The sequence below is a fragment of the Streptomyces sp. NPDC023481 genome (genome assembly GCF_055560195.1).
Genome location: NZ_JBVHJE010000007.1, coordinates 105,089 through 125,125, shown reverse-complemented (window position 1 = coordinate 125,125; position 20,037 = coordinate 105,089). Strand labels below are relative to the sequence as shown.

Below are 20,037 nucleotides of genomic sequence, written 5' to 3'. Positions count from 1 at the left end.
CGCGTGGGCCCCTGCCGGGATCTCCCGGCAGGGGCCCACGCGCATGCTCAGCGCAGTTCCTTCGGCGGCGTCCGGGCCGCGTCCACCTTCTCCACCCGGACCAGCTCCCCCCACACCACGTACCGGTAGCGGGAGGTGTAGACGGGGGTGCAGGTCGTCAGGGTGATGTAGTGGCCCGGTTTCTTCCTGCCGGACTCCCTGGGGACCGCCGAGAGGACCTTGACGTTGTACTTCGAGGTCTCGGGGAGGATCGCGTAGACCTTGTAGACGTACCAGTCGTCCCGGGTCTCGAAGACGACCGGGTCGCCCTTCCTGATCCTGTCGATGTTGTGGAACTTCGCCCCGTGCCCGTCCCGGTGGGCGGCGACGGCGAAGTTGCCGTCCTTGCCGGTGGTGGGCAGCGTGGCCTTGACCGGGTCGGTGTAGTAGCCGGCCACGCCGTCGTCGAGGACGTCCGTGCCGGTGCCCTTCTCGACCAGCACCTCGCCGTTGCGCATCGCCGGCACGTGCAGGAACCCGATGCCGTCCTTGGTGTCGAGCGCGCCGGGGCCGGACGGCTGCCGCTGCGCCCAGTGGTCGCGCACCTTGTCGGCCTGCCGGTCCGCCTTGCGGTCCGCTATCACGTTGGTCCACCACAGCGAGTAGACGACGAACAGGCCGAGCAGCACCCCGGCCGTGATGAGGATTTCCCCGAAGACGCTGACCGCCAGCGCGATCCGGCCGGGGCGCCGGCGGCCCGGGGCCGTATCCGGAACCGGTTCGGACGCGTCCGTGGTCTCGTCGGTCTCGTCGGCGGTCGCTGCCACTGTTCCTCTGCCCCTACTCGGTGAAGCCCTACTCGATGAGCGCGTCCGGCTTGCCCTTGCTGCGCGGGCGTTCCTGGACCATCTTGCCCCAGACGATCAGCCGGTACTTGCTGGTGAACTCCGGCGTGCAGGTGGTGAGGGTGATGTAGCGGCCGGGCCGGGTGAAACCGGAACCGGGCGGCACGGGGTCGAGCACGCTGGTGTTGGACGGCGGGGTGACCGGCAGCGTCGAGGTCACCTTGTACACGAAGTACGTGTCCTGCGTCTCGACCACGACCGCGTCACCGGGCGTGAGCCGGTTGATGTACCGGAACGGCTCGCCGTGCGTGTTGCGGTGCGCCGCGAGACCGACGTTGCCGGTCTTCGCGCCGGGCATCGCCGTCTTCAGCGGGGCCTCGCCGTAGTGCCCCACCATGCCCTTGTCGAGCACCTTCTTGTTGCTGACGCCCTCCGCGATCGGCGCCACCACGTCCAGCTTCGGGATGTGCAGGATCGCGAAGCCCTGCCCTGGCTCGAACACGCCCGGGTTCCGCTTGCCGCTGGCCCAGTCGTCCTGGAGCTGGTGCGCCTCGCTGCCGGCCTGCGCGTGCGCGCGGACGTTGGTCCACCACAGCTGGTAGGTGACGAACAGCAGCATCAGCACGCCGGTGGTGATGAACACCTCGCCGATCACCCGGCTGGCGACGGTGGCCGGGCTCGCCTTGCGCAGCCGGGCCTGGCGGCGGGCCTCCACCCGGGTCAGGGGCCGCTGCGGATCGCGCTGGGCCGGGGGAGCCGTCGTCTCGCGGGGCCCGCCGTGCCGCCCGCCACGCCGCTTGGCGGCCTTTCTCCGGGCCGCACGGCCGCCCGGGGCGGCCGGGGAGGCGGCGGGGCCCGCGAAGGCCGTGGAGGCGCCCGTGGGGCCGCCGCGCGGGCCGGAGCCCGGGGGTGGCGGGACGCGCAGCGCCATCGTCTCCTCGTCGACGGCGGGCCGGCCGACGGGCGCCTCGGGGGGCAGCGGGCCCGCCAGGTCGTCCTCGGTCAGCCGGGGCATCGGCGCCGTCGGCGGGTCCGGCCGGCGCCGCGCGTGCGGCCGCGCACCGACGGAGGACTCGTACCGGCTCCCGCCGCCGTACAAGTCCTCGCGCTCGGGGCGCAGGGCGGTCACGCCGTGGCCCTGCCCACCACCGGGGCGAGCCCCGCCGACCTCGCCACGGCACCCTCGTCGCCGCACTCCGCCAGCCAGTTGGCCAGCATCCGGTGCCCGTGTTCGGTCAGCACCGACTCGGGATGGAACTGCACGCCCTCCACCGGGAGTTCACGGTGGCGCAGGCCCATGATGATCCCGTCGTGGGTGCGGGCGGTCACCTCCAGCTCGGCCGGGACGGTGGCGGGCTCGGCGGCCAGGGAGTGGTAGCGGGTCGCCGTGAAGGGCGACGGCAGGCCGGCGAAGACGCCCCGGCCCTCGTGCTCGACCGGTGAGGTCTTGCCGTGCAGCAGCTCGGGCGCCCGGTCGACCACACCGCCGTACGCCACCTGCATCGACTGCATGCCGAGGCACACCCCGAACACCGGCACCCCGGTGGCCGCGCAGTGCCGGACCATGTCCACGCACACGCCCGCCTGCTCCGGCGTCCCGGGGCCGGGCGAGAGCAGCACGCCGTCGAAGCCGTCCTGGGCGTGCGAGGTCGACACCTCGTCGTTGCGCAGGACCTCGCACTCGGCGCCCAGCTGGTACAGGTACTGGACGAGGTTGAAGACGAAGCTGTCGTAGTTGTCGACGACGAGAATCCGCGCACTCACTGGTTGTCCACCGTCACATCGTTGAAGGGCAGCAGCGGTTCGGCCCACGGGAAGACGTACTGGAACAGGACGTAGACCACGGCCAGGACCAGGAGGAGCGCCAGGAGCGCCTTCACCCACACGTTGCCCGGCAGATGCCGCCAGATCCAGCCGTACATGCCGTCCCCTGCCGTCCCTTCCGTGTCCCTTACGGCACCAGACCCACGCCGTACCTCACCAGACTAACGGCGCAGAGCCCTCGGTTCGCCTGCCTCCACAGGCTGGGTGGAATCCAGGTGCGCCCAGACGATCAGCCGGTGGCTGTGCCCCCATTCCGGATCGCACGTGGTCAGCGTCAGATACCGGCCCGGACGCGGGTACCCGGATTTCCGGGGGACAGCGTCGATCACCCCGACGTCGGTCGGCACGGTTTTGTAGGGCCCTTTGTCGATCCGATACGTGAACCAGGTCGTTCCGTCGGTGAGGACGACCGCGTCGCCGGGCCGCAGCTCGGGGAAGTCCTTCAGCGGGTCGCCGTAGGTCCGCCGGTGCCCGGCGACGGCGAAGTTCCCCCGTCCGCCGAGGTGCGCGGTGCCCGTGTAGTGGCCGAGGCCCTTCTTCAGGGTGCCGGTTCCGGTGCCCTCCAGCACCGGCTTGTTCCACGTGGAACCGAGCCGCGGGATGTACATGATCGCGAAGGGTTCACCGGGGTGGTACGGCGCCGGCCCGGTCGCCCGCACTCTCTGCTCCCCCGGCGTGCCGGCCGGACGGACGCTCCCCCGCGACCACTGGTCGTGCAGCCGGCCGATCTGGTCGCTCATCGCGCCGTCGGCCCGTACGCCCGTCCAGTACAGCACGTAGACGACGAAGAGCACGATCAGGGTGCCGACGGTGACGCACAGCTCGCTGACGGTTCTGACGATCACGCGCACCGGCGGCTCCCGGACGGACGTCTACCCCACTGGCTTCGCGTAGTGCAGATCCACTGTGCCGGAGTAACCCGGAAGAGTCACCGTCCCGTCGTCGGCGACTTTCCAGCCGAGGCCGTAGACGTTGACGTAGACCATGTAGGTCTGGATCGCCTTGCTCGCGGCGAGCGCCTGCTTCAGCCGGTCCGGGTCCCCGACCGCCGTGATCTTGTACGGCGGCGAGTAGACGCGGCCCTGGAGGATCAGGGTGTTGCCGACGCAGCGGACCGCGCTGGTGGAGATCAGCCGCTGGTCCATGACCTTGATGCCCTTGGCGCCGCCCTGCCAGAGCGCGTTCACCACGGCCTGGAGGTCCTGCTGGTGGATGACCAGGTAGTCGGGCTGCGGCTCGGGATAGCCGGGGAGCTTGGCGGTGGCGCCCGGCGGGGCGTCGTTCAGGGTGACGGTGACGGCCCGGCCGGTCAGCGGCCGGGTGCCCGCGCTCTTCTCCAGCCCGCCGAGCTTCTCGTCCTGGGCCCTGGTGCTGCCGTCGTCGCTCTCGGCGAGCGACTCCACGCTGTCCCGCAGGGTCGCGTTGGACTCGTCCAGCTCCTTGTTCTTGCGGCTGCGCTGCTGGATCAGGTCGGACAGCTTCAGCAGCGAGCCGTCCTGGCGGATGTCCGTGCCCTTGGCCGTGTCGAAGCTGGTGAAGAAGATCAGACCGGCGAGGGCGAAGACGGCCGCCGTGAGGATCCGCACGGGCCGCGGACGCGGCCCGCGGACGGGGCCCGAACCCGTTGATCCCGTCCCGGGGGAGTCGGCAGAATTGCTCAACGTACCCTTATCTCCTTCAGCGCCACGGAAGCACTACGCTAACGGACGCCCGGGGGAGCACACAGAGTCGTCATGTTGGCCCCTTGTACGCTGCCCCGAGCCCGACCCAGTTACCTGCGCGGCCACGCAGCGCATCGACAGGAGAGACCCTCGTGCCGAAGTCACGTATCCGCAAGAAGGCCGACTACACGCCGCCGCCCGCGAAGCAGGCGCAGGCCATCAAGCTCACCAACAGCGCCTGGGTCGCGCCCGTGATGCTGGCCATGTTCCTGATCGGCCTGGCCTGGATCGTGGTGTTCTACGTGACGGACGGCTCGCTGCCCATCGACAGCCTGGACAACTGGAACATCGTCGTGGGCTTCGGCTTCATCGCGGCCGGCTTCGGCGTCTCCACGCAGTGGAAGTAGCGCCGGCTCTGCCCAGGGCTGTTCGCTGAGTTATCCACAGCCTTTTTCCACATGGGGAAAAGAAAGACGATCTGTGGATAACCCCTCGGGTGTTGACGCCGGTGTGACTGGCCAAGCGCCCGTCAGACATCCGTTCGCCCCCTGCCTGACCTGCGGAAACACATCCGAGCGGCAGGGGGCACAGCTGTGCCCGCACCGTATGCACAAGATCCGCCACACCCTGTGGACAACCATTCGGTAGCAGGGTGTTCCCTTCCGTGTTCCTCTCCGCGTTCGGCCCGCTCAGGTGAGCTGCGCGGTCCTGACCAGCACGAGCGCCACGATCAGGGCCAGGACGACGGCACACGTGCCGTACTGCACCAGGGCGCGCTTCTCGCGAGGCGCGTGGACCATCGCGTACCCGGTGACGACACCGGCGACGAGCCCGCCGACGTGCCCCTCCCAGGAGAGGTGCATGCCCGGGCTGAACGTGAAGATCAGGTTGATGACCAGGAGCGCGAAGATCGGCCGCAGGTCGTAGTTGAGCCGGCGCATCAGCACGGCGGTGGCGCCGAAGAGGCCGTAGATCGCGCCCGACGCGCCGAGCGTGGCGGTCGTGGGGGGCGTGAGCAGGTAGACCAGCGCGCTGCCGGCCAGGCCGGAGACGAAGTAGACCGCCAGGTAGCGGACCCGGCCGAGGGCCGCTTCGAGGGGGCCGCCGAGCCACCACAGGCTCAGCATGTTGACGCCGATGTGCCAGTACTCCTGGTGCGCGAACACCGACGTCACCAGGCGGTACCACTCACCGCCCGCCACACCCGAGGTGGGCGGGTACGGCTTCGGGGGCCAGGCGCCGTAGAGCACCAGGTCGTTCAGGAGGGTCGGATCGGCCTTGACCGCGATGAAGACCGCGATGTTGATGCCGATCAGGATCTTGGTGAACAGCCGGGGATCGGCCGCGACCGTGCCGCCGGCGATCGTGCGCGGCCGGGCGGCCTGCGGTGCGTGCCCGGTGCCCGAGCCGCTGCGGACACAGTCCGGGCACTGGAAGCCGACCGAGGCACTGACCATGCACTCGGGGCAGATGGGGCGCTCACAGCGGGTGCAGCGCACACCGGTCTCGCGGTCCGGGTGCCGGTAGCACACGGGCACGCTCCGGGCGTCCTGCGCGCTCCCTGCGGCCTGGTCCATCGGTTCCCCTCGGTCGTCGTGTCCGCACCTGGTCGTACGGTACCTGCGGCACCATCCTGCCCTGTTCATCCCTACGGACGAACGACGCTCCCGGTTCCCGCGCTGCGGCTCAGTCGTCCTTGCGGGTCTCCACGGCCACCGTCTCGATCACGACGTCCACGACCGGCCGGTCGTTGCGCCCGGTCGGCACGTTCGCGATGGCGTCGACCACCTTCCGGCCGGCCGGCCCGGTGACCTCGCCGAAGATGGTCCGCTTGCCGTTGAGCCAGGTGCTCGGCGTGACGGTGATGAAGAACTGCGAGCCGTTGGTGCCCGGACCGGCGTTGGCCATGGCCATCAGATACGGGGTGTCGAAGGCCAGGTCGGGGTGGCACTCGTCCTCGAACCCGTAGCCGGGGCCGCCCAGGCCGTTCCCCAGCGGATCACCGCCCTGGATCATGAACCCGCTGATGACGGAGTGGAACACCGTGCCGTCGTAGAGCCGGTTCCTGCTCTTCTCACCGGTGCCCGGGTGGACCCACTCGCGCTCCCCGCGCGCCAGCTCCACGAAGTTCCTGACCGTGACGGGGGCGTGCAGCGGGAAGAGCCGCACCTCGATGTCGCCGAGGGTGGTCTTCAGGGTGGCATACAGCTGCTCGGCCACGGTCCGCCTTCCGTTGTCGTCCGCCACCTCCGATCCTTCCACGCTCCCGTGCCGCGCGTCGCCGGGCGACCACGACTTCCGCGAGGCGGGCGGCGCGCCGCGGCGATTCGTGGCAATGTCGACGGCGGGCCCCGCCGCCCCGCGTCAGGCCGCGGCAGGCGCTCGACACCCATATGCCCGCCCGCGCATGCCGCACCCGCCCTCGGCAGGCATGATCCGTAAAAGGGCGGAAAGTCGAAATACCGTACGCCACCGAGGAGGAGGAACCCGTGACCCGCATCGACAGCGTGCGCGCCGCGACCGGCTCGGCGAAGGACAGCGTGCTGCACGCCGCGGAAGTGGTGGCGCCCTACGCCGACACGGCCAAGGAGCGTGCCGCGTTCTACGCGCAGGAGGCACGCGTACGGCTGGCGCCCGTGGTGTCGCAGGCCGCCGAACAGGCCCGCGTGCAGTACGACGCCCGGCTCGCCCCGCGCCTGGAGCAGGCCCGCGCCCATGTCCCGCCGAAGGTGGACGTGGCCGCACACGAGGCCGCCGTCCGTACCCGCAAAGCCGCTCGGCAGGCCGCCGACTACTCACGTCCCAAACTGGAGCAGGCCGTCGCCGCGACCGCTCCGGTCCGCGACGAGGCCGCCGCGCGCGGCGCCGCCGCGCTGGCCGCGCTGCGCGGCCAGGTGTCGGCGAAGGAGATCCGGAAGCTGGCCCGGCGCAACGCCCGCCGGTCCCGCGCCGGGCGCGCCCTGAAGCTGACGGCGGTGGCCGCCCTCGTGGCGGGCGGCGCCTTCGCGGCCTGGAAGTGGTGGGACAAGCAGGCCAACCCCGACTGGCTGGTCGAACCGCCCGCGGCGACGGAGGTCCCCGACGGGGGCCGCCTCACCTCGGTCGACGGCACCGGCCCGGCGGGCCTGGACCCCGAGGTCGAGGCCAAGCAGGCGGAAGAAGACGCGGCCGATACCGACGACGAGACGTGATCCCGACGCTCTGACACCTTATCGACCGATGCCCTCCGGCACTGCGTTTCCGCAGACCGGAGGGCATTTTTTTGCGCATGGCGAATTCCCGCACGGAAAAGCACGCGAGCGAAGAAATTCACACCTGCCGGACCGGCGTAGCCGTCGACGCACCGCAGCAGGGACACGCGGCAGGTCAGGGCACACCACGGCGTGGGACACGAAATGCGCATGAAGTCAAACAACCGGCTCGGAATTCACGGGAATTGACACGCGCCGGGCGATTGCCTACGGTCCGCTCGTCAGCTTTTCCGGGCCGCACCCGAAGGTATTCATGACTCATGGGAATTCGGACAGTCAGGCCACATACCTGCCCGACCGGCACATGTTCGCCCTGTGGACCTGGGCCGGCCGCGGCGTGGGGGCGGCACCGCCGGTCGGTGACGTGGAGCGTGTCCGCCTGGTCGTCCCGACGCCGGACCTCGGCGGGCTCACGGTGTCCGACGTCGACTGCGTGCTGGTCGAGCCGGACCGGCTCGTGACCGTGCCGCTCGACTCGCCCGGCCCCTCGGTGGCCGTCTGGCGGTCGTGGCTCGCGGGCGGTGAGGCGGCCCTGCCGATCGCCGCGCACGCGGTACCCGACGCCACCGGTGTCGCCGTCACGACGGCGGAACACGCGGGCGGTGTCTTCCGCCGCACCACCTCGGCGGGGGCCCAGATGCGCACGGCACTCACCGCCGGGCTGCGCCCGTACCAGGTGCGCGGGGTGAGCTGGCTGCGGGAGACCCTCGACACGCACGGCGGCGCGGTACTGGCCGACGAGATGGGACTCGGCAAGACCCTGCAGACCATCGGCTGCCTCGCCGGACGCGCCGAGCAGGGGCCCCAGCTGGTGGTCTGCCCCACGTCGTTGGTCGGGAACTGGGCGCACGAGACCGCGCGGTTCGCCCCCGGCCTGCGGACCGCCGTCTGGCGCGGCGGCCCGCTGCCCGCGGTGGACGCCGGCACGGTGGTCCTCACCGGCTACCCCACGCTGCGCACGAACGGTCCGGCCGTTGCGGGGGCCCGGTGGAGCACCGCGGTCTTCGACGAGGCGCAGGCCCTGAAGAACCCCCGTACGCAGGTGTCGAAGGCCGCGCGCGCCCTCGCGGCCGACGCCCGGATCGCCCTGACCGGGACACCCGTCGAGAACCACCTCGACGAGCTGTGGGCGCTGCTCGACCTGGTCGCACCGCACCTGTTCGGCAACCGGACGCAGTTCCGGCGTCGTTTCGTGCGGCCGATCGCGGGCGGCTCCCGTGCCGCTGCCGCCCGGCTGCGCGGGGCCATCGAGCCGGTCGTGCTGATGCGCAAGAAGTCCCAGGTCGCGGGCTCGCTGCCGGCCAAGATCCACGCCGATCTCCGCTGCGACCTCACCGACGAGCAGGAGCGGCTGTACGACCGGCTGCTGGAACAGGCCATGGACGACGGCTTCGGCAGTGGTGCGCGGCGGCGGGCCAGGGTGCTCGCGGTACTGACCTCGCTCAAGCAGGTCTGCAACCATCCGGGCCTGCTCACGGACGACCTCGGGGAGCTGTCGGGCAGGTCGGGCAAGCTCGACCTGTGCACCGACATCGTGGCCGGCAATCTGGCGAACGGCTCTCCCACCCTCGTCTTCACCCAGTACCGGCGGACCGGTGAGCTGCTGGTGCGGCACTTCGCCGACCGGTTCGGGGTGAGTGCGCCGTTCTTCCACGGCGGCCTGAACCAGGACCGACGGACCGACCTCGTCCGCCGGTTCCAGTCCGCCGACGGTCCGCGGGTGCTCGTCCTCAGCCTGAAGGCCGGCGGCACCGGGCTCACGCTCACGCGCGCGGCCGACGTCATCCACTTCGACCGGTGGTGGAACCCGGCCGTGGAGGCCCAGGCGTCCGACCGGGTCCACCGGATCGGCCAGACCCGCACGGTCACGGTCACCACCCTGACCTCCGCAAGCACCGTCGAGGAGCACATCGCGGCCATGCACGACCGCAAGTCCGCGCTGGCGGACATCACCGACACGTCCGGTGTCGCCGAGCTGACCCGCCTGGACGACGGCCGTCTCCTCGAGGTCCTGCGCCGCAAGCGAGCCGCCTAGCCATGGCCGACCACGGTTACACCAGGTGGGGCAAGGACTGGGTGCGGTTCGCCGAGTCGCTGCGCCAGACCCGTCCCGATCCCCGGCTGCCGGGCGCGCGGCGCATGGCGCGCGACGGGAAGGTGCGGATCACGTGGGACGGCCGGACGGTGCGCGCGGTCGTGCACCAGGGACGCGGCACCGCGGTGGTCACGATCGAGGTCGCGCCGATGTCCGCGGCGGCGGCGGCCGAGATCTCCCGCCGGCTGAGCGGCCTCCGGCCGCTGCTCACCGACGACCTGTACCGCGCGCTCGCCGACACGGGCCGCTCGCCCGCACCGGTCCTCGCCGGCGTCGCCTGCTCCTGCCCGGCCGCCACCCCGCGGTGCGTCCACGAGCTGGCCGTCTACTACGACATGGCGCGGCGCATCGACGACGATCCCCGCATCGCCCTCGACGTGCAGGGGTTCTTCCGCACTCCGGCGGACGGCGGCCCGGCACCCGCCGAAGCGCCGGCACGGCGCTGGACCGCGCTCAACTCCCTCGACGCGACGGCCTACTTCACGGCGGCGGAGTGACGCGGACATGCGTGCGCACGTCACCCGCGCATGGCGGCGAGCGCTTCCCCCTCCTCACCGGTCACGACCGGCGCACCACCGGTCGCCGCCTCCGGCAAGGGCGACCCGCGGATCCAGGTCCTCGACGGCCCGAGCCGGATCGGCACCGGCGGTCCGTACCCGAAGTAACCCGACACCGTCGAGCGATCGGATCCGGCCACTTGTGCCGAGGCGCCGGCCGCCGCCCATGTGCTCGGAAGGCAGTCCACGTCGATGGGAAGACTTCTTTCCAGGATGAACGCGCCTGCCCAACAAGGCGGAAAACAGACGCTTGAAGCGGCGGCAAACAGCATGACCGGTCTGTGGTCCTTGACTGCTGAACAGGCCATCGCCGAGGCTCCCTTCGTCGCATCCGCGGCAGGTACATGCAGCACATCGGGCCACCGATCACCGGTCGGCAGGCCCTTTCCACTGTTCGCCCGACAGTAAGGAGTGCAGCGATGTCGAAGTACACCCTGGAAAAGAAGCCCGCCTTCTTCCGCGCCGCCAACGCGGAGGTCTTCTTCGAGGCGGAGGCCATGGAGACCGAGGCCGTGATCAGCAGCCTCGGTGAGGAGCTGGAGGTCGACGCCGAGCTGGACGCGATCCTCGGCGAGCACTGACCAAGGCACCCAGGAGGGAGCGGCCCGGGCCGCTCCCTCCGTCCGCGAACTGCCGCGAATCCCCGAAGGGTATGTGCTGACGTGCCAAGACTGCGGACGAAGACCGCGTTCGCCGGACTGACGACGGTCGCGCCCGACGCGGTACCGCCGGACACCGCCGCAGCGGTCGTCGGTTCCGGGTATTCCCTCGGCAGCGCCCACCAAGGGGCGGAAAACGGACCCTTCTTCCTCCGGACGCTCTCCAAGGCGCTCACCTGGGGCGCGGAACAACCCGGAATCGTCCAGCTGCGCAACGGCCGCGTCCCCTTGGAACGCGCGGTCGACATCGGTGACGTGCTCTTCGACGACATGGCGCTCGCCGACGCACAGGAGGCACTGGCCCGGGTCATCGCCGCGCTGCCCGCCGGTACCGTCCCCGCGGTGATCGGGGGCGACCACACGGTCACCCTGCCGGTCGTCCGGGCGCTGTGGAAGCGGCGCCGGCGCCCCTTCACGGTCGTCCAGTTCGACCACCACCTGGACGTGCAGATCTGGGACGGCGCACCGACCCGGGACGTGCCACGCGACCCCCTCTTCAACACCAACGTGATGTCCCACGTGTCCGATCTGGTCGGGCCCGAGCGTCTCCTCCAGGTCGGGGTGGCCCCGTACGCGACGGTAGAGGCCGGCAGCGCCGACGGCCTGGACGGCTACCTGCACGGCGTCGGGCGGCAACTGCCGCTGCTGGCCCCGGAACTCGACGACCCCGAAGCCTTCCGCGCCGTTCTCGGCACCGGCACCGACGTCTACCTCACGGTGGACATCGACGTCCTGGACCGTTCGGTGATGTCCTCCACGGGCTATCCGGCGGAGGTCGGCCTGGGCACCCGTGACCTGCTGCGCCTCATCGACTGGGTGCTCCGGGACAGCCGGCTCGTCGGCTTCGACCTGGTGGAGTTCGCCGCCCCCGCCGACGCACGCGACGCCACCACGCTCTCGGACGCCGGCCGCGCCGTACTGGTGTTCCTGCATCTCCTCAACTGGGCATGCCGCCAGGCGGCAGAGAGGGCGTGACGATGAGCGGAGCAACCCCGGACCGGATCGCGTTCGAGACGGTCGAGGTCCAGGCCAACACCTTCCAGGAGACCCTGATCGGCCTGGAGTACACCACCGGCCCCGGCCGGCCGGCGGACCTGTTCTCCCAGGCCTGCGTGGAGCAGTACGCCGACCTGCGGCTCGACCGCTTCGGCTACCTGCTCGCGCAGGTCTTCGAACCGAACGTCCTGCACGAGGTCGCCCTCCTCGCCGGCCTGTCCTACGACTCCCTGGCCGACCTGAGCCACCGGCCGACGCAGCCGGTCGCACGGCTGGCCGCGCTCGTCGGTGACACGGCCGACCTCCCGGTGACCGCCCTGGTCAACACGGCGGCCGCGCTGATCAGCGTCTCCCGCTTCGACCGCGCCGAGCGCCTGCTCGCCGACGCCTACGCCAGGGCCGCCACACCGCGCGAGCGGTTCGAGGCCGCCATGCTCGCCTTCGTCGTCACCAACCGGCGCGACGACGGCGCCGACTCGCCCCGCCAGTTCGACCGCATGCGCGAGGCCGCCGAGACCGGCGAGGTGCCCGAGGACCGCGTCCTGGACGCCTGCTCCCAGGCCGTCGTCTGGTACCTCAAGCGCAAGGAGCTGCCCGAGGCGGAGTACGAGTGGTTCCGCGCCACCGGCACCCGGCTGGCCGAGGCACGCGACCGGCTCGATCCCGGCGCGATCTCCTCCTGGTACCGCGCCCTCGCCATGGTCCCGGCCTCCGTCGGCGAGAAGGAGACCACACGCCGCTACATGGAGTACGCCCGGGAGGCGGCGGAGGACACCATGGCCCGTCGCCCCCGCGCCTACGAGACGCACTTCCTGAAGACGTACCACGAGTCCTCGCTCAAGGAGCACATGTATCTCACGCGCGACCTCGACCGGGCCGAGGAGGCGGGGAGAGCCCTGATCGACCTCGACCCGGCCTGGGCCCCCAGCTACGGCGAAGTCGCCGAGGCCTACGCCGCCTTCGGCCGGCCCGAGCAGGCAGCCGACCTGTACGAGCAGGCGGTCGCGGCCGGTCCGCCGTACGTCGGCCACCACATGCTGCGTGCGGCACGCTGCCACCGCAAGGCCGGCGCCGCCGACCGTGCCCTCGCCCTGCACCGGGACCTGGCCCGCCTCGCCCCCGACGACGAGCAGGTGCTGCGAGCCGGTCTCGACCTGGCCGACGGCCTGGGCGACGACACCTCCCGGTCCCTGTTCCGGGCCGCGCTGGAACGACTCGGCCACGACGGCTCCCGGGGCGCCGGGCCACAGGCGGGGGACCAGTAGCCGCCATGGAGCACACCCGGTTCACCGTACGGAACTACACCGGCTACACCGCGCTGGTCTTCGGCCTGGGCGTGGTCTCGGTGGGGTTCGGGGCCCTCGACCTCATCATGGTCGCGCCGAAGGGCCTGGACCAGGCGGCGGCCGTCGGCCAGGCGGATGTGCTGATCTCGGCGATCTACGCCGTCTTCATCGGTGTCGTCGACGTCTTCAGCAGCCGGCTCGCCATGGCCGAGGGCGAGCAGCGGTCCAGCCACCGCCTGCCGGTGCTCGGCAGCGCCCTGCTGCTGATGCTGATCCCCTGTCAGCTGCTGGGCCTCGCCCTCGGTCTGGGCATCGAACCACTGCTGCGGGCCACCGGGCAGAAGGCCGAGCTGGTCCCGCTGGTCGGCGACTACGTACAGGTCCGCACCTACGGCATCGCCCTGGTCCTCGGCTACATCGTCATCAGCGAGTCGCTGAAGATCTGCGGCCTGAAGAACCTGTCGGCGGTCAACCTGGTCTTCGGCCTCGCGGTGAACGCCTCCTGCAACTGGGTCTTCCTGGACACCGGCGCGGCCCGGCTGTTCGCCTCCCCGGCCCAGGCCGTCGCCGCGTCGACCCTGGTCGCCCAGGCGGTCATGCTCACCACCGGCGGCATCGTCCTGGTCCGCCGGCTGCGCACCCGCCCGGACCGCTTCGTACGACCCCGACGCCACGAGGTCCTCACCGAGTTCCGCTCGATGGCCCGCACCGCACCCGGCATCGGTCTGCGCCACTTCAACGACTACATGGGCACGACCATCCCGTTGCTGTTCATCGGCACGCTCGGCGTGGTCCAGTTGGCCGCCGCCACCGTGGCCACCAAGATCTACACCCTCTTCTGCCGGGTTCCGCAGGCCTGCTTCGCCGGGTCCTTCGTCTTCTACGGCTACGCCCTGGGCCGCGGCCCGGACGACCTCGGCCGCACGGTGCGCAAGATGCGCCTGTACGCCGCCGTCCCCACCGCGGTGGCGACCGCCGTCACCGCGCTGCTCGCGCCCTGGCTGGTCGACGCCTTCGCCAGTCCCGGCCTCGACCGGGACCTCGCGCGCAGCCTGCTGCTCGCCTATCTCCTGTACGTCCCCGCCTACTTCTTCGAGCAGGTCTTCGGCGAGATGCTCACGGTCCACCAACGCGGCGGCCTGCTGTTCGTCTCCTCGACCGCGGTGACGTACCTGCTGACCATCCCGCTCGCCTGGTACGCGGTGTTCGCCCTGGACTCCACCTTCCTCGCCGTCGCCTGCAAGGGCATCCCCACCGCGGTCCTCGCGTTCGTCTTCTGGCGCGCGCTGCGCCGCACCGGCCGGCCCGGCGCGGACCGGGCGGAAAGCGAGATGAGCCTTGCCCAGTGATCTCCGGGCCGGCTCGGTCGGCCTGCCTTCCTTCCGCCACGACCCGGTCAAGTCGGTGCTGCCCGGCCGCGGCGGCGGCGCCTTCCACTGGGACCGCGAACCCGCCGTCTGCGGGTACCGCCGCCTCACCCACGACAGCGCCCACCTCGGGCGGACCGTCCCCGTCCCGGTCAGCTCCACCCCCGCCGTCGTCGCCGGCGTCGGCGTCGTGGTCGCCAGTGACGACGGCCGGCTTCGGTTCTTCGACACCGGCCTCGGCCGGATCTACTGGGAACGCCGCCTGGACCGCTCGGTGTACGCCTCCCTCGTCGTCGACCAGGCGCGCCGCCATGTCATCGTGGCGACGACCAGCGGGCTGATCGCCTGCTTCGACCTGCGCGGCACCCTGGTGTGGTCGCGTAAGGCCGAGTTCCCGGTCTTCGCCACACCCACCGTGCTGCCGGGCGCCGACCTGCTCGTGGTGGCGGCCTTCCACAGCCGGTGCCTGGGCCTGGCCCTCGGCACCGGCGAGATCGTGTACGACCGCCCGCTGCCCCGCCCCTGGTCGGCGGCCCACGGCGGGGTGGCCGCCTACCGCGACCCGTACGCCAGCCCGGTCCCCGTGGCGGACGACACCGCCGCGCTGTGCTGCGGCGAACACGTCGTCGCCCTGGCCGCGGACGGCACCGAGGTGTGGCGGCAGGAGATCGGCCACCCCGTCAAGGCCTCACCCGCGCTGCTGCCCGACACCGGCCGGCTGGCCGTCTGCCCCGTCGACGGGCGCTGCGTCCTCCTCGACGCCAAGTCCGGCCGTCCCGAGGCGGAGGTCCGGCTCGGGGCGAAGATCACCGGCAGTCCGGCCGTCTCCGGGGAGGTACTGGCCGTCGGCACCCAGCTCGGCACGGTCACCGGCCTGACCTCCTCGGGCGAGGTGCGGTGGACCTCACCGCAGGGCGCGCCCCGCTCGTACACCTCGTTCACCGTGCTGCCCGACGGGAACTTCGTGGCGACGGCCGAACGCGGCAACATCGTGTGCCTCGGGCGCGAGGACGGCCGGTTCCTGTGGGAGAGCAGCCAGGTGCTCGGCCTGCCCGACCACGAACCGGCCCTGGACATCACCCCGGTGGCAGTGTCCTCGGGCAGCATGTACGCCGCGTCGTACGGGGGCGACCTCTACCAGTTCCTGTTCCAGCCGTGCGACGAGGAGTGACCTCATGTCCGTAGACCCCGTTCTGGCGCCGGACCGGGAGAGCCTCACCGCCATGGAGGAGGCCCTGGAGGCGATGATGAGCAGGCTCCGGGAGATCGTGGACGAGCCACGGCTGACCCAGGAGACGCTGGTCGAGATCACCTCGATCTACAACAACGTCGCCTACATCTTCCTCTACCTGGAGGCCAACGACGAGTTCGTCGACTTCGAGCGCCTGCTGCCCTGGCGCGATGCCTTCCACAAGGACCCCGAGCTGGACCGGCGGATCCTGCAGAAGCTGCTGCGGCTGCGCTGCCCGGACCCGGAGGCGGAGGAGTCCCGGCTGGCCTACGTCGCCCAGCTGAGCGCCAAGCGGGAGCCCGCGGACGTCGCCGCCGAGAACGAACTCGACGCCCTGCTCACCGAGGCCAAGGGCGTCCTCGACGACGTCCAGCGCGACCAGTCCCGGCTGCTGGAGCGCCTGGGTGCGCCCGCCGGCTCGGGCACCCCGTCGGCCGTGTTCTACAAGCTGTCCAGCCAGGTCGGCAGCCCCGCCACCCGCGGCAAGCTCGCCCGGGCCTGGCAGGGCGCGCGCGACGCGCATCTGCCGCGGCTGCTCGGCCTGGTCGACGGGATGATCGAGACGCGGCGGCGGCAGAGCGCCGCGCAGGGTCACGCCAGCGTGCTCGCGCGGACGTTCACCAAGTGCGCCGTCCAGGAGGCCGACGTGGCCGCCTTCCTGGAACGCCACCTGGCACGCGCGCTGACCGCCCACCTCGAACTGGCGGACGAGATACGGCAGTGGTGCCCAGACGCCGGCGACGAGCCGTTCGCGCACTTCCCGCACAGCGTCCGTACGGCCACCGGCGGCGCCAAGCCGCCGATGTTCGACCTGGACGACTGCCTGGACTACATCTTCACCGTCGCCCGGCACGTCTTCGGCCTCACCCTGACCCGGCAGACGACCAGCGCCGCGCAGGTCGTCACCGTCGTCGTGCGCTCCGAACACGGCGAGGTCGGCCACATCAACTTCGACCTGTGGGACACCGGGAACAAGACGATCGGGGCCAACCACACCAAGGGCATCCGCAACCGCACCGACTTCAGCGGCGTGGTGCAGCGGCCGGTCGCCTACGTCTCCTGTCGGTTCCGGCCGGGAGCCGACGGCGCGGGATGGATCACCTTCCAGAACATGCACAGCCTGTTCCACGAGTTCGGGCACGCCCTGAACCACCTGCTGATCCGCAAGCGGATCTCCAACCGCTCCGGCCTGGAGTACCTGCCCCTGGAACGGCTGGAGCACCTCAGCATGTGGTGCGAGAAATGGGCGTACCACCCCGACCTGGCCCGGTACCTCTCGCTCACCCCGGCCGCGGAGGAAGGGCTGGCCCTGTGCCGGCGCATCAAGATGATCGAGTACCGGCGCACCTACCTGGAGCGCGCCGTGCTGGCTCTTCTGGACTTCGACGTCCACCGGCGCGCCGACGGCGGCCTGGAGGAGTCCTTCCGGCGCCTGGACGAGCGGTTCGGTATCGGCCGCCACTGCGCCCTGGGCGACTTCCCCGGCTACTTCACCTGGCCCATGTTCACCGCCAACCCCGGCGCCAACTTCGCCTACCTGTTCGGCAGCGCGGACAGCGCCGAGAAGTTCGCCCCCTTCCACCGCACCCCCCTCGCGGACGTGACGCCCGACCAGGCACCCGGACTGTTCCTGCCGTGCTTCGACTTCGACGCACCCACCACCCGGCCGGACAGCGAGGCCCTGTTCGCCTTCTACGACACCGCCCGCCTCCACGACGGCACCGCTCCCTCGGCACCGGCCGGGACCCACGGCGCTTGGCACCAGGGGGCAGACGCGTGACGACGATCCCGCACGGCTACATCCGCGCCGTCCTCGGCCCCCGCGAGGAGGTGCTCGACGGCATCCTGCGGCGCTCCCTGCTCGACGACCGGCTGCCGACCATCCAGGTCGACGACAACGCGGGCCGCGTCCTGCAACTGCTCACCCTGCTGCGCCGGCCCCGGCATGTGCTGGAGATCGGGACGCTGTTCGGCTACTCCACCATCCACCTGGCCCGCGGCCTGCCCGAGGGCGGACGGGTGACCACCCTGGAGATCGACCCGCGGGCGGCCGAGGCCGCCCGCCGCAATCTGCGCACGGCGGGGGTCGAGGAACGGGTGGACATCGTCGTCGGCGACGCCCGCGCCCACCTGGAGACCGTCCCGCCCGAGAGCGTCGGCCTGGTCTTCATCGACGCCGACAAGAAGTCGTACCCCGACTACCTCCGGCTGTGCTACCCGCTGCTGGAACCCGGCGGCGTGCTGATCGCCGACGACGCCTTCGCCCAGGGCGACTTCACCGCCGAGCGCACCGAGGGGTCCGACGAGGACCTCCAGGCGAAGGCCATCCACCGTTACAACCGCGCGGTCGGGCGCAGCGCCCGACTGTTCTCCGCATTCATCGGGACCCAGAGCGGTCTCCTGGTGAGCGTCAAGGAATAGACATGGCCCAGCACGCCCTCGTCACCGGAAGCAGCCACGGCCTCGGTGCCCACCTGGCCGCCCGACTCGCCGCCGACGGCTGGAAGGTGACCGGTCTCGGGCGCCGCCCCGCGACCGAGACCCCCGGCACGCCCGGGGTCGACTACGTCCAGGCCGATCTGTCCCGCCCCGAGACACCGGAGCGGATCACGGACCTGCTCGGTGAGGCACCCGACCTGATCGTCCACAACGCCGTCGGCTATCCGCCGCGCCCCGCCCACGAGTTGTCCCTGGCGGAGCTGGAGGACGTCTTCCGGGTCAACGCCCTCACCCCCTACCGGCTGACCCTGGACCTGCTGGCCGCCACCCCCGACACCCGGTTCACCTCGGTCGTCGTCATCAACTCGGAGTCGGTGTTCCACGCCGACCGCGACTCCGGCGCGTACGCGGCGAGCAAGGCGGCGCTGCGGGTGCTGACCAGTTCCCTCGCCGACGCCTGCCGCTCCCGCAACGCCGGCGTCGCCACGCTGCTGCTCGGTCCACTGGCCGACCCGGACAAGGTGGCCCAGCTGCGCCGTGTCGCCGCCCGCCGCGGCGTCGACGAGGCCGAGATCACCCGGGTGTTCCTGCGCAAGTCGAACCCGAACCTGGTCATCGAGGAGCTGATCGACTTCGACGCCTGCTACCGCAGCGTCCAGTACCTCGTGGGCCTCGGGCGGGCGGCCAACGGCATGCTGTGCCGGCTCGACGGCGGCTCCGCCGGTTCACTGATCTGAGCCGGGGGAGCGAGGAGCGCCGTATGCCGAAGGTGACGTACCGTCTGCTGGGCCGCACCGGACTGAAGGTGTCGAACATCGCGCTCGGCGTGGCCACCTTCGGCTCGCAGTGGGGGCCGCGCTGGACCATGCCGTCCGCCGAGGCAGACGCGCTGCTGGGCGTCGCCCTCGACCACGGGATCAACTTCTTCGACACCGCGAACGTCTACAACCGGGGCGAGAGCGAGACCTGGCTCGGCCGGGCGCTGCGCGACCGGTCCGCGCGGGACCGCGTGGTGATCGCCACCAAGTGCGGGTACCGCACGGACCCGCGGGACGTGAACTCCGGCGGGTGCAGCCGGCGCAACGTCGTCGCGTCCGTCGAACGGTCGCTGCGCCGCCTCGGCACCGACCACATCGACCTGCTCTACCTGCACCTGTGGGACGGTGTCACCCCGGTCGAGGAGAGCCTGGCCGCGGCGGCGGACCTGGTCTCGGCCGGGAAGATCCGCTACGTCGGGCTGAGCAACGTACCGGGCTGGTACGCCGGTCAGGCCGAGGCCGTCGCGCGGTGGCGGGGCTGGCCCGTCCCGGCGGCGGTCCAGCTCAACTACAACGCGCTGGAGCGGACGATCGAGCACGAGTTCTTCCCGTTCACCGCGGCCACCGGCGTCGGCCTGGTCGCGTGGGGACCGCTCGCCAACGGCCTGCTGACCGGCCGGTACCGCGTCGACCTGGAGGAACGGCGGATCACCGGCGACGGGCGGGTGACGGAGACCTTCACCACCGGCGACGTCGACCCGTTCCGCCCGGCCGTGCCCCGTGTCATCGCGTGCCTGACCGACCTCGCCGCACGGACGGGGCACACGCCCGGACAGCTGGCCCTGGCCTGGATCCTGAGCAAGCCGGAGATCACCAGCGTGGCCGTCGGCGTCTCCTCCGGCGGCCAGCTGCTGGAGAACCTGGCCGCGCTGGAGATCTCCCTGCGGCCGGAGGACCTCACCCGGATCGACGAGGCGAGCGCGCAGCCGACCCCGTACCCGTACACCTTCCTCGCCGACGACATCCAGGCACTGGTGCATGGCCCGCAGCAGGTGAGGGCAGTGCGGCCCACCACTCCGTAGCGAAGGG

Annotated in this window: 22 protein-coding genes; 13 read left to right on the top strand and 9 right to left on the bottom strand. The window is 71.4% G+C overall.

Annotated features, from left to right (window positions below; genetic code table 11):
- Positions 1 to 47 precede the first annotated feature (47 nt).
- From ACZ3ZD_RS16530 to ACZ3ZD_RS16505, 6 genes are all read right to left on the bottom strand, one after another.
- Positions 48 to 806 (bottom strand): class E sortase, encoded by a 759-nt coding sequence (locus ACZ3ZD_RS16530; protein WP_467397468.1) that lies wholly within the window; start codon positions 804 to 806, stop codon positions 48 to 50.
- A gap of 28 nt (positions 807 to 834) precedes the next feature.
- Positions 835 to 1,953 (bottom strand): class E sortase, encoded by a 1,119-nt coding sequence (locus ACZ3ZD_RS16525; RefSeq protein WP_467397465.1) that lies wholly within the window; start codon positions 1,951 to 1,953, stop codon positions 835 to 837.
- On the bottom strand, positions 1,950 to 2,588 hold the full coding sequence (locus tag ACZ3ZD_RS16520) for an aminodeoxychorismate/anthranilate synthase component II (protein ID WP_467397463.1): 639 nt from the start codon (positions 2,586 to 2,588) through the stop codon (positions 1,950 to 1,952). Before ACZ3ZD_RS16520 ends, ACZ3ZD_RS16525 begins: the two co-directional genes overlap by 4 nt.
- Positions 2,585 to 2,746, bottom strand: coding sequence for a hypothetical protein (locus ACZ3ZD_RS16515; RefSeq protein WP_467397460.1), 162 nt, complete (start codon positions 2,744 to 2,746; stop codon positions 2,585 to 2,587). The genes ACZ3ZD_RS16520 and ACZ3ZD_RS16515 overlap by 4 nt, the downstream gene beginning before the upstream one ends.
- Before the next feature lie 63 nt (positions 2,747 to 2,809).
- Complete coding sequence (locus ACZ3ZD_RS16510; RefSeq protein ID WP_467397458.1) at positions 2,810 to 3,499, bottom strand: class E sortase; 690 nt, start codon at positions 3,497 to 3,499, stop codon at positions 2,810 to 2,812.
- Positions 3,500 to 3,520: 21 nt separating this feature from the next.
- Entirely contained in the window at positions 3,521 to 4,309 is a 789-nt protein-coding gene (locus ACZ3ZD_RS16505) for a DUF881 domain-containing protein (RefSeq protein ID WP_467397455.1), read from the bottom strand.
- A 152-nt stretch (positions 4,310 to 4,461) separates the two neighbouring features.
- On the opposite strand from ACZ3ZD_RS16505, the gene crgA reads away from it, so the two are divergent.
- Positions 4,462 to 4,716, top strand: coding sequence for a cell division protein CrgA (crgA, locus tag ACZ3ZD_RS16500; RefSeq protein ID WP_061922326.1), 255 nt, complete (start codon positions 4,462 to 4,464; stop codon positions 4,714 to 4,716).
- A 282-nt stretch (positions 4,717 to 4,998) separates the two neighbouring features.
- Here the strand turns inward: crgA and ACZ3ZD_RS16495 are convergent, their stop codons facing one another.
- Both ACZ3ZD_RS16495 and ACZ3ZD_RS16490 read right to left on the bottom strand, forming a co-directional pair.
- Positions 4,999 to 5,886 (bottom strand): rhomboid family intramembrane serine protease, encoded by an 888-nt coding sequence (locus ACZ3ZD_RS16495; protein WP_467397452.1) that lies wholly within the window; start codon positions 5,884 to 5,886, stop codon positions 4,999 to 5,001.
- Between the two features lie 109 nt (positions 5,887 to 5,995).
- Positions 5,996 to 6,529 (bottom strand): peptidylprolyl isomerase, encoded by a 534-nt coding sequence (locus ACZ3ZD_RS16490; RefSeq protein ID WP_467397860.1) that lies wholly within the window; start codon positions 6,527 to 6,529, stop codon positions 5,996 to 5,998.
- A 269-nt stretch (positions 6,530 to 6,798) separates the two neighbouring features.
- Between ACZ3ZD_RS16490 and ACZ3ZD_RS16485 the strand changes: the two genes are divergently transcribed.
- From ACZ3ZD_RS16485 to ACZ3ZD_RS16475, 3 genes are all read left to right on the top strand, one after another.
- Positions 6,799 to 7,500 (top strand): DUF5324 family protein, encoded by a 702-nt coding sequence (locus ACZ3ZD_RS16485; protein ID WP_467397450.1) that lies wholly within the window; start codon positions 6,799 to 6,801, stop codon positions 7,498 to 7,500.
- 313 nt (positions 7,501 to 7,813) lie between these two features.
- A complete protein-coding gene (locus ACZ3ZD_RS16480; protein WP_467397447.1) occupies positions 7,814 to 9,595 on the top strand; it encodes a DEAD/DEAH box helicase in 1,782 nt (593 codons plus the stop codon).
- A gap of 2 nt (positions 9,596 to 9,597) precedes the next feature.
- Positions 9,598 to 10,152 (top strand): hypothetical protein, encoded by a 555-nt coding sequence (locus ACZ3ZD_RS16475; protein ID WP_467397446.1) that lies wholly within the window; start codon positions 9,598 to 9,600, stop codon positions 10,150 to 10,152.
- Between the two features lie 20 nt (positions 10,153 to 10,172).
- Here ACZ3ZD_RS16475 and ACZ3ZD_RS16470 read toward each other — a convergent pair whose 3' ends face one another.
- A complete protein-coding gene (locus ACZ3ZD_RS16470; RefSeq protein WP_467397443.1) occupies positions 10,173 to 10,484 on the bottom strand; it encodes a hypothetical protein in 312 nt (103 codons plus the stop codon).
- A 147-nt stretch (positions 10,485 to 10,631) separates the two neighbouring features.
- Here ACZ3ZD_RS16470 and ACZ3ZD_RS16465 point away from each other — a divergent pair, with 147 nt between their 5' ends.
- From ACZ3ZD_RS16465 to ACZ3ZD_RS16425, 9 genes are all read left to right on the top strand, one after another.
- A complete protein-coding gene (locus ACZ3ZD_RS16465; protein ID WP_467397441.1) occupies positions 10,632 to 10,793 on the top strand; it encodes a hypothetical protein in 162 nt (53 codons plus the stop codon).
- Between the two features lie 81 nt (positions 10,794 to 10,874).
- Positions 10,875 to 11,846, top strand: a complete 972-nt coding sequence (locus ACZ3ZD_RS16460; RefSeq protein ID WP_467397439.1) for an arginase family protein — start codon at positions 10,875 to 10,877, stop codon at positions 11,844 to 11,846.
- 2 nt (positions 11,847 to 11,848) lie between these two features.
- Positions 11,849 to 13,132 carry a hypothetical protein gene (locus ACZ3ZD_RS16455; protein ID WP_467397436.1) on the top strand — a complete coding sequence of 428 codons (1,284 nt, stop codon included), beginning with the start codon at positions 11,849 to 11,851 and terminating at the stop codon, positions 13,130 to 13,132.
- A gap of 5 nt (positions 13,133 to 13,137) precedes the next feature.
- Entirely contained in the window at positions 13,138 to 14,502 is a 1,365-nt protein-coding gene (locus tag ACZ3ZD_RS16450; protein WP_467397434.1) for an MATE family efflux transporter, read from the top strand.
- Positions 14,492 to 15,691 carry an outer membrane protein assembly factor BamB family protein gene (locus ACZ3ZD_RS16445; RefSeq protein ID WP_467397431.1) on the top strand — a complete coding sequence of 400 codons (1,200 nt, stop codon included), beginning with the start codon at positions 14,492 to 14,494 and terminating at the stop codon, positions 15,689 to 15,691. Before ACZ3ZD_RS16450 ends, ACZ3ZD_RS16445 begins: the two co-directional genes overlap by 11 nt.
- A 4-nt stretch (positions 15,692 to 15,695) precedes the next feature.
- Positions 15,696 to 17,531 carry a M3 family metallopeptidase gene (locus tag ACZ3ZD_RS16440; RefSeq protein ID WP_467397429.1) on the top strand — a complete coding sequence of 612 codons (1,836 nt, stop codon included), beginning with the start codon at positions 15,696 to 15,698 and terminating at the stop codon, positions 17,529 to 17,531.
- Positions 17,528 to 18,172 (top strand): O-methyltransferase, encoded by a 645-nt coding sequence (locus tag ACZ3ZD_RS16435; RefSeq protein WP_467397427.1) that lies wholly within the window; start codon positions 17,528 to 17,530, stop codon positions 18,170 to 18,172. The genes ACZ3ZD_RS16440 and ACZ3ZD_RS16435 overlap by 4 nt, the downstream gene beginning before the upstream one ends.
- A 2-nt stretch (positions 18,173 to 18,174) precedes the next feature.
- Positions 18,175 to 18,927 carry an SDR family NAD(P)-dependent oxidoreductase gene (locus tag ACZ3ZD_RS16430; RefSeq protein WP_467397425.1) on the top strand — a complete coding sequence of 251 codons (753 nt, stop codon included), beginning with the start codon at positions 18,175 to 18,177 and terminating at the stop codon, positions 18,925 to 18,927.
- Positions 18,928 to 18,950: 23 nt separating this feature from the next.
- Complete coding sequence (locus tag ACZ3ZD_RS16425) at positions 18,951 to 20,030, top strand: aldo/keto reductase (protein ID WP_467397422.1); 1,080 nt, start codon at positions 18,951 to 18,953, stop codon at positions 20,028 to 20,030.
- Positions 20,031 to 20,037: the final 7 nt, after the last annotated feature.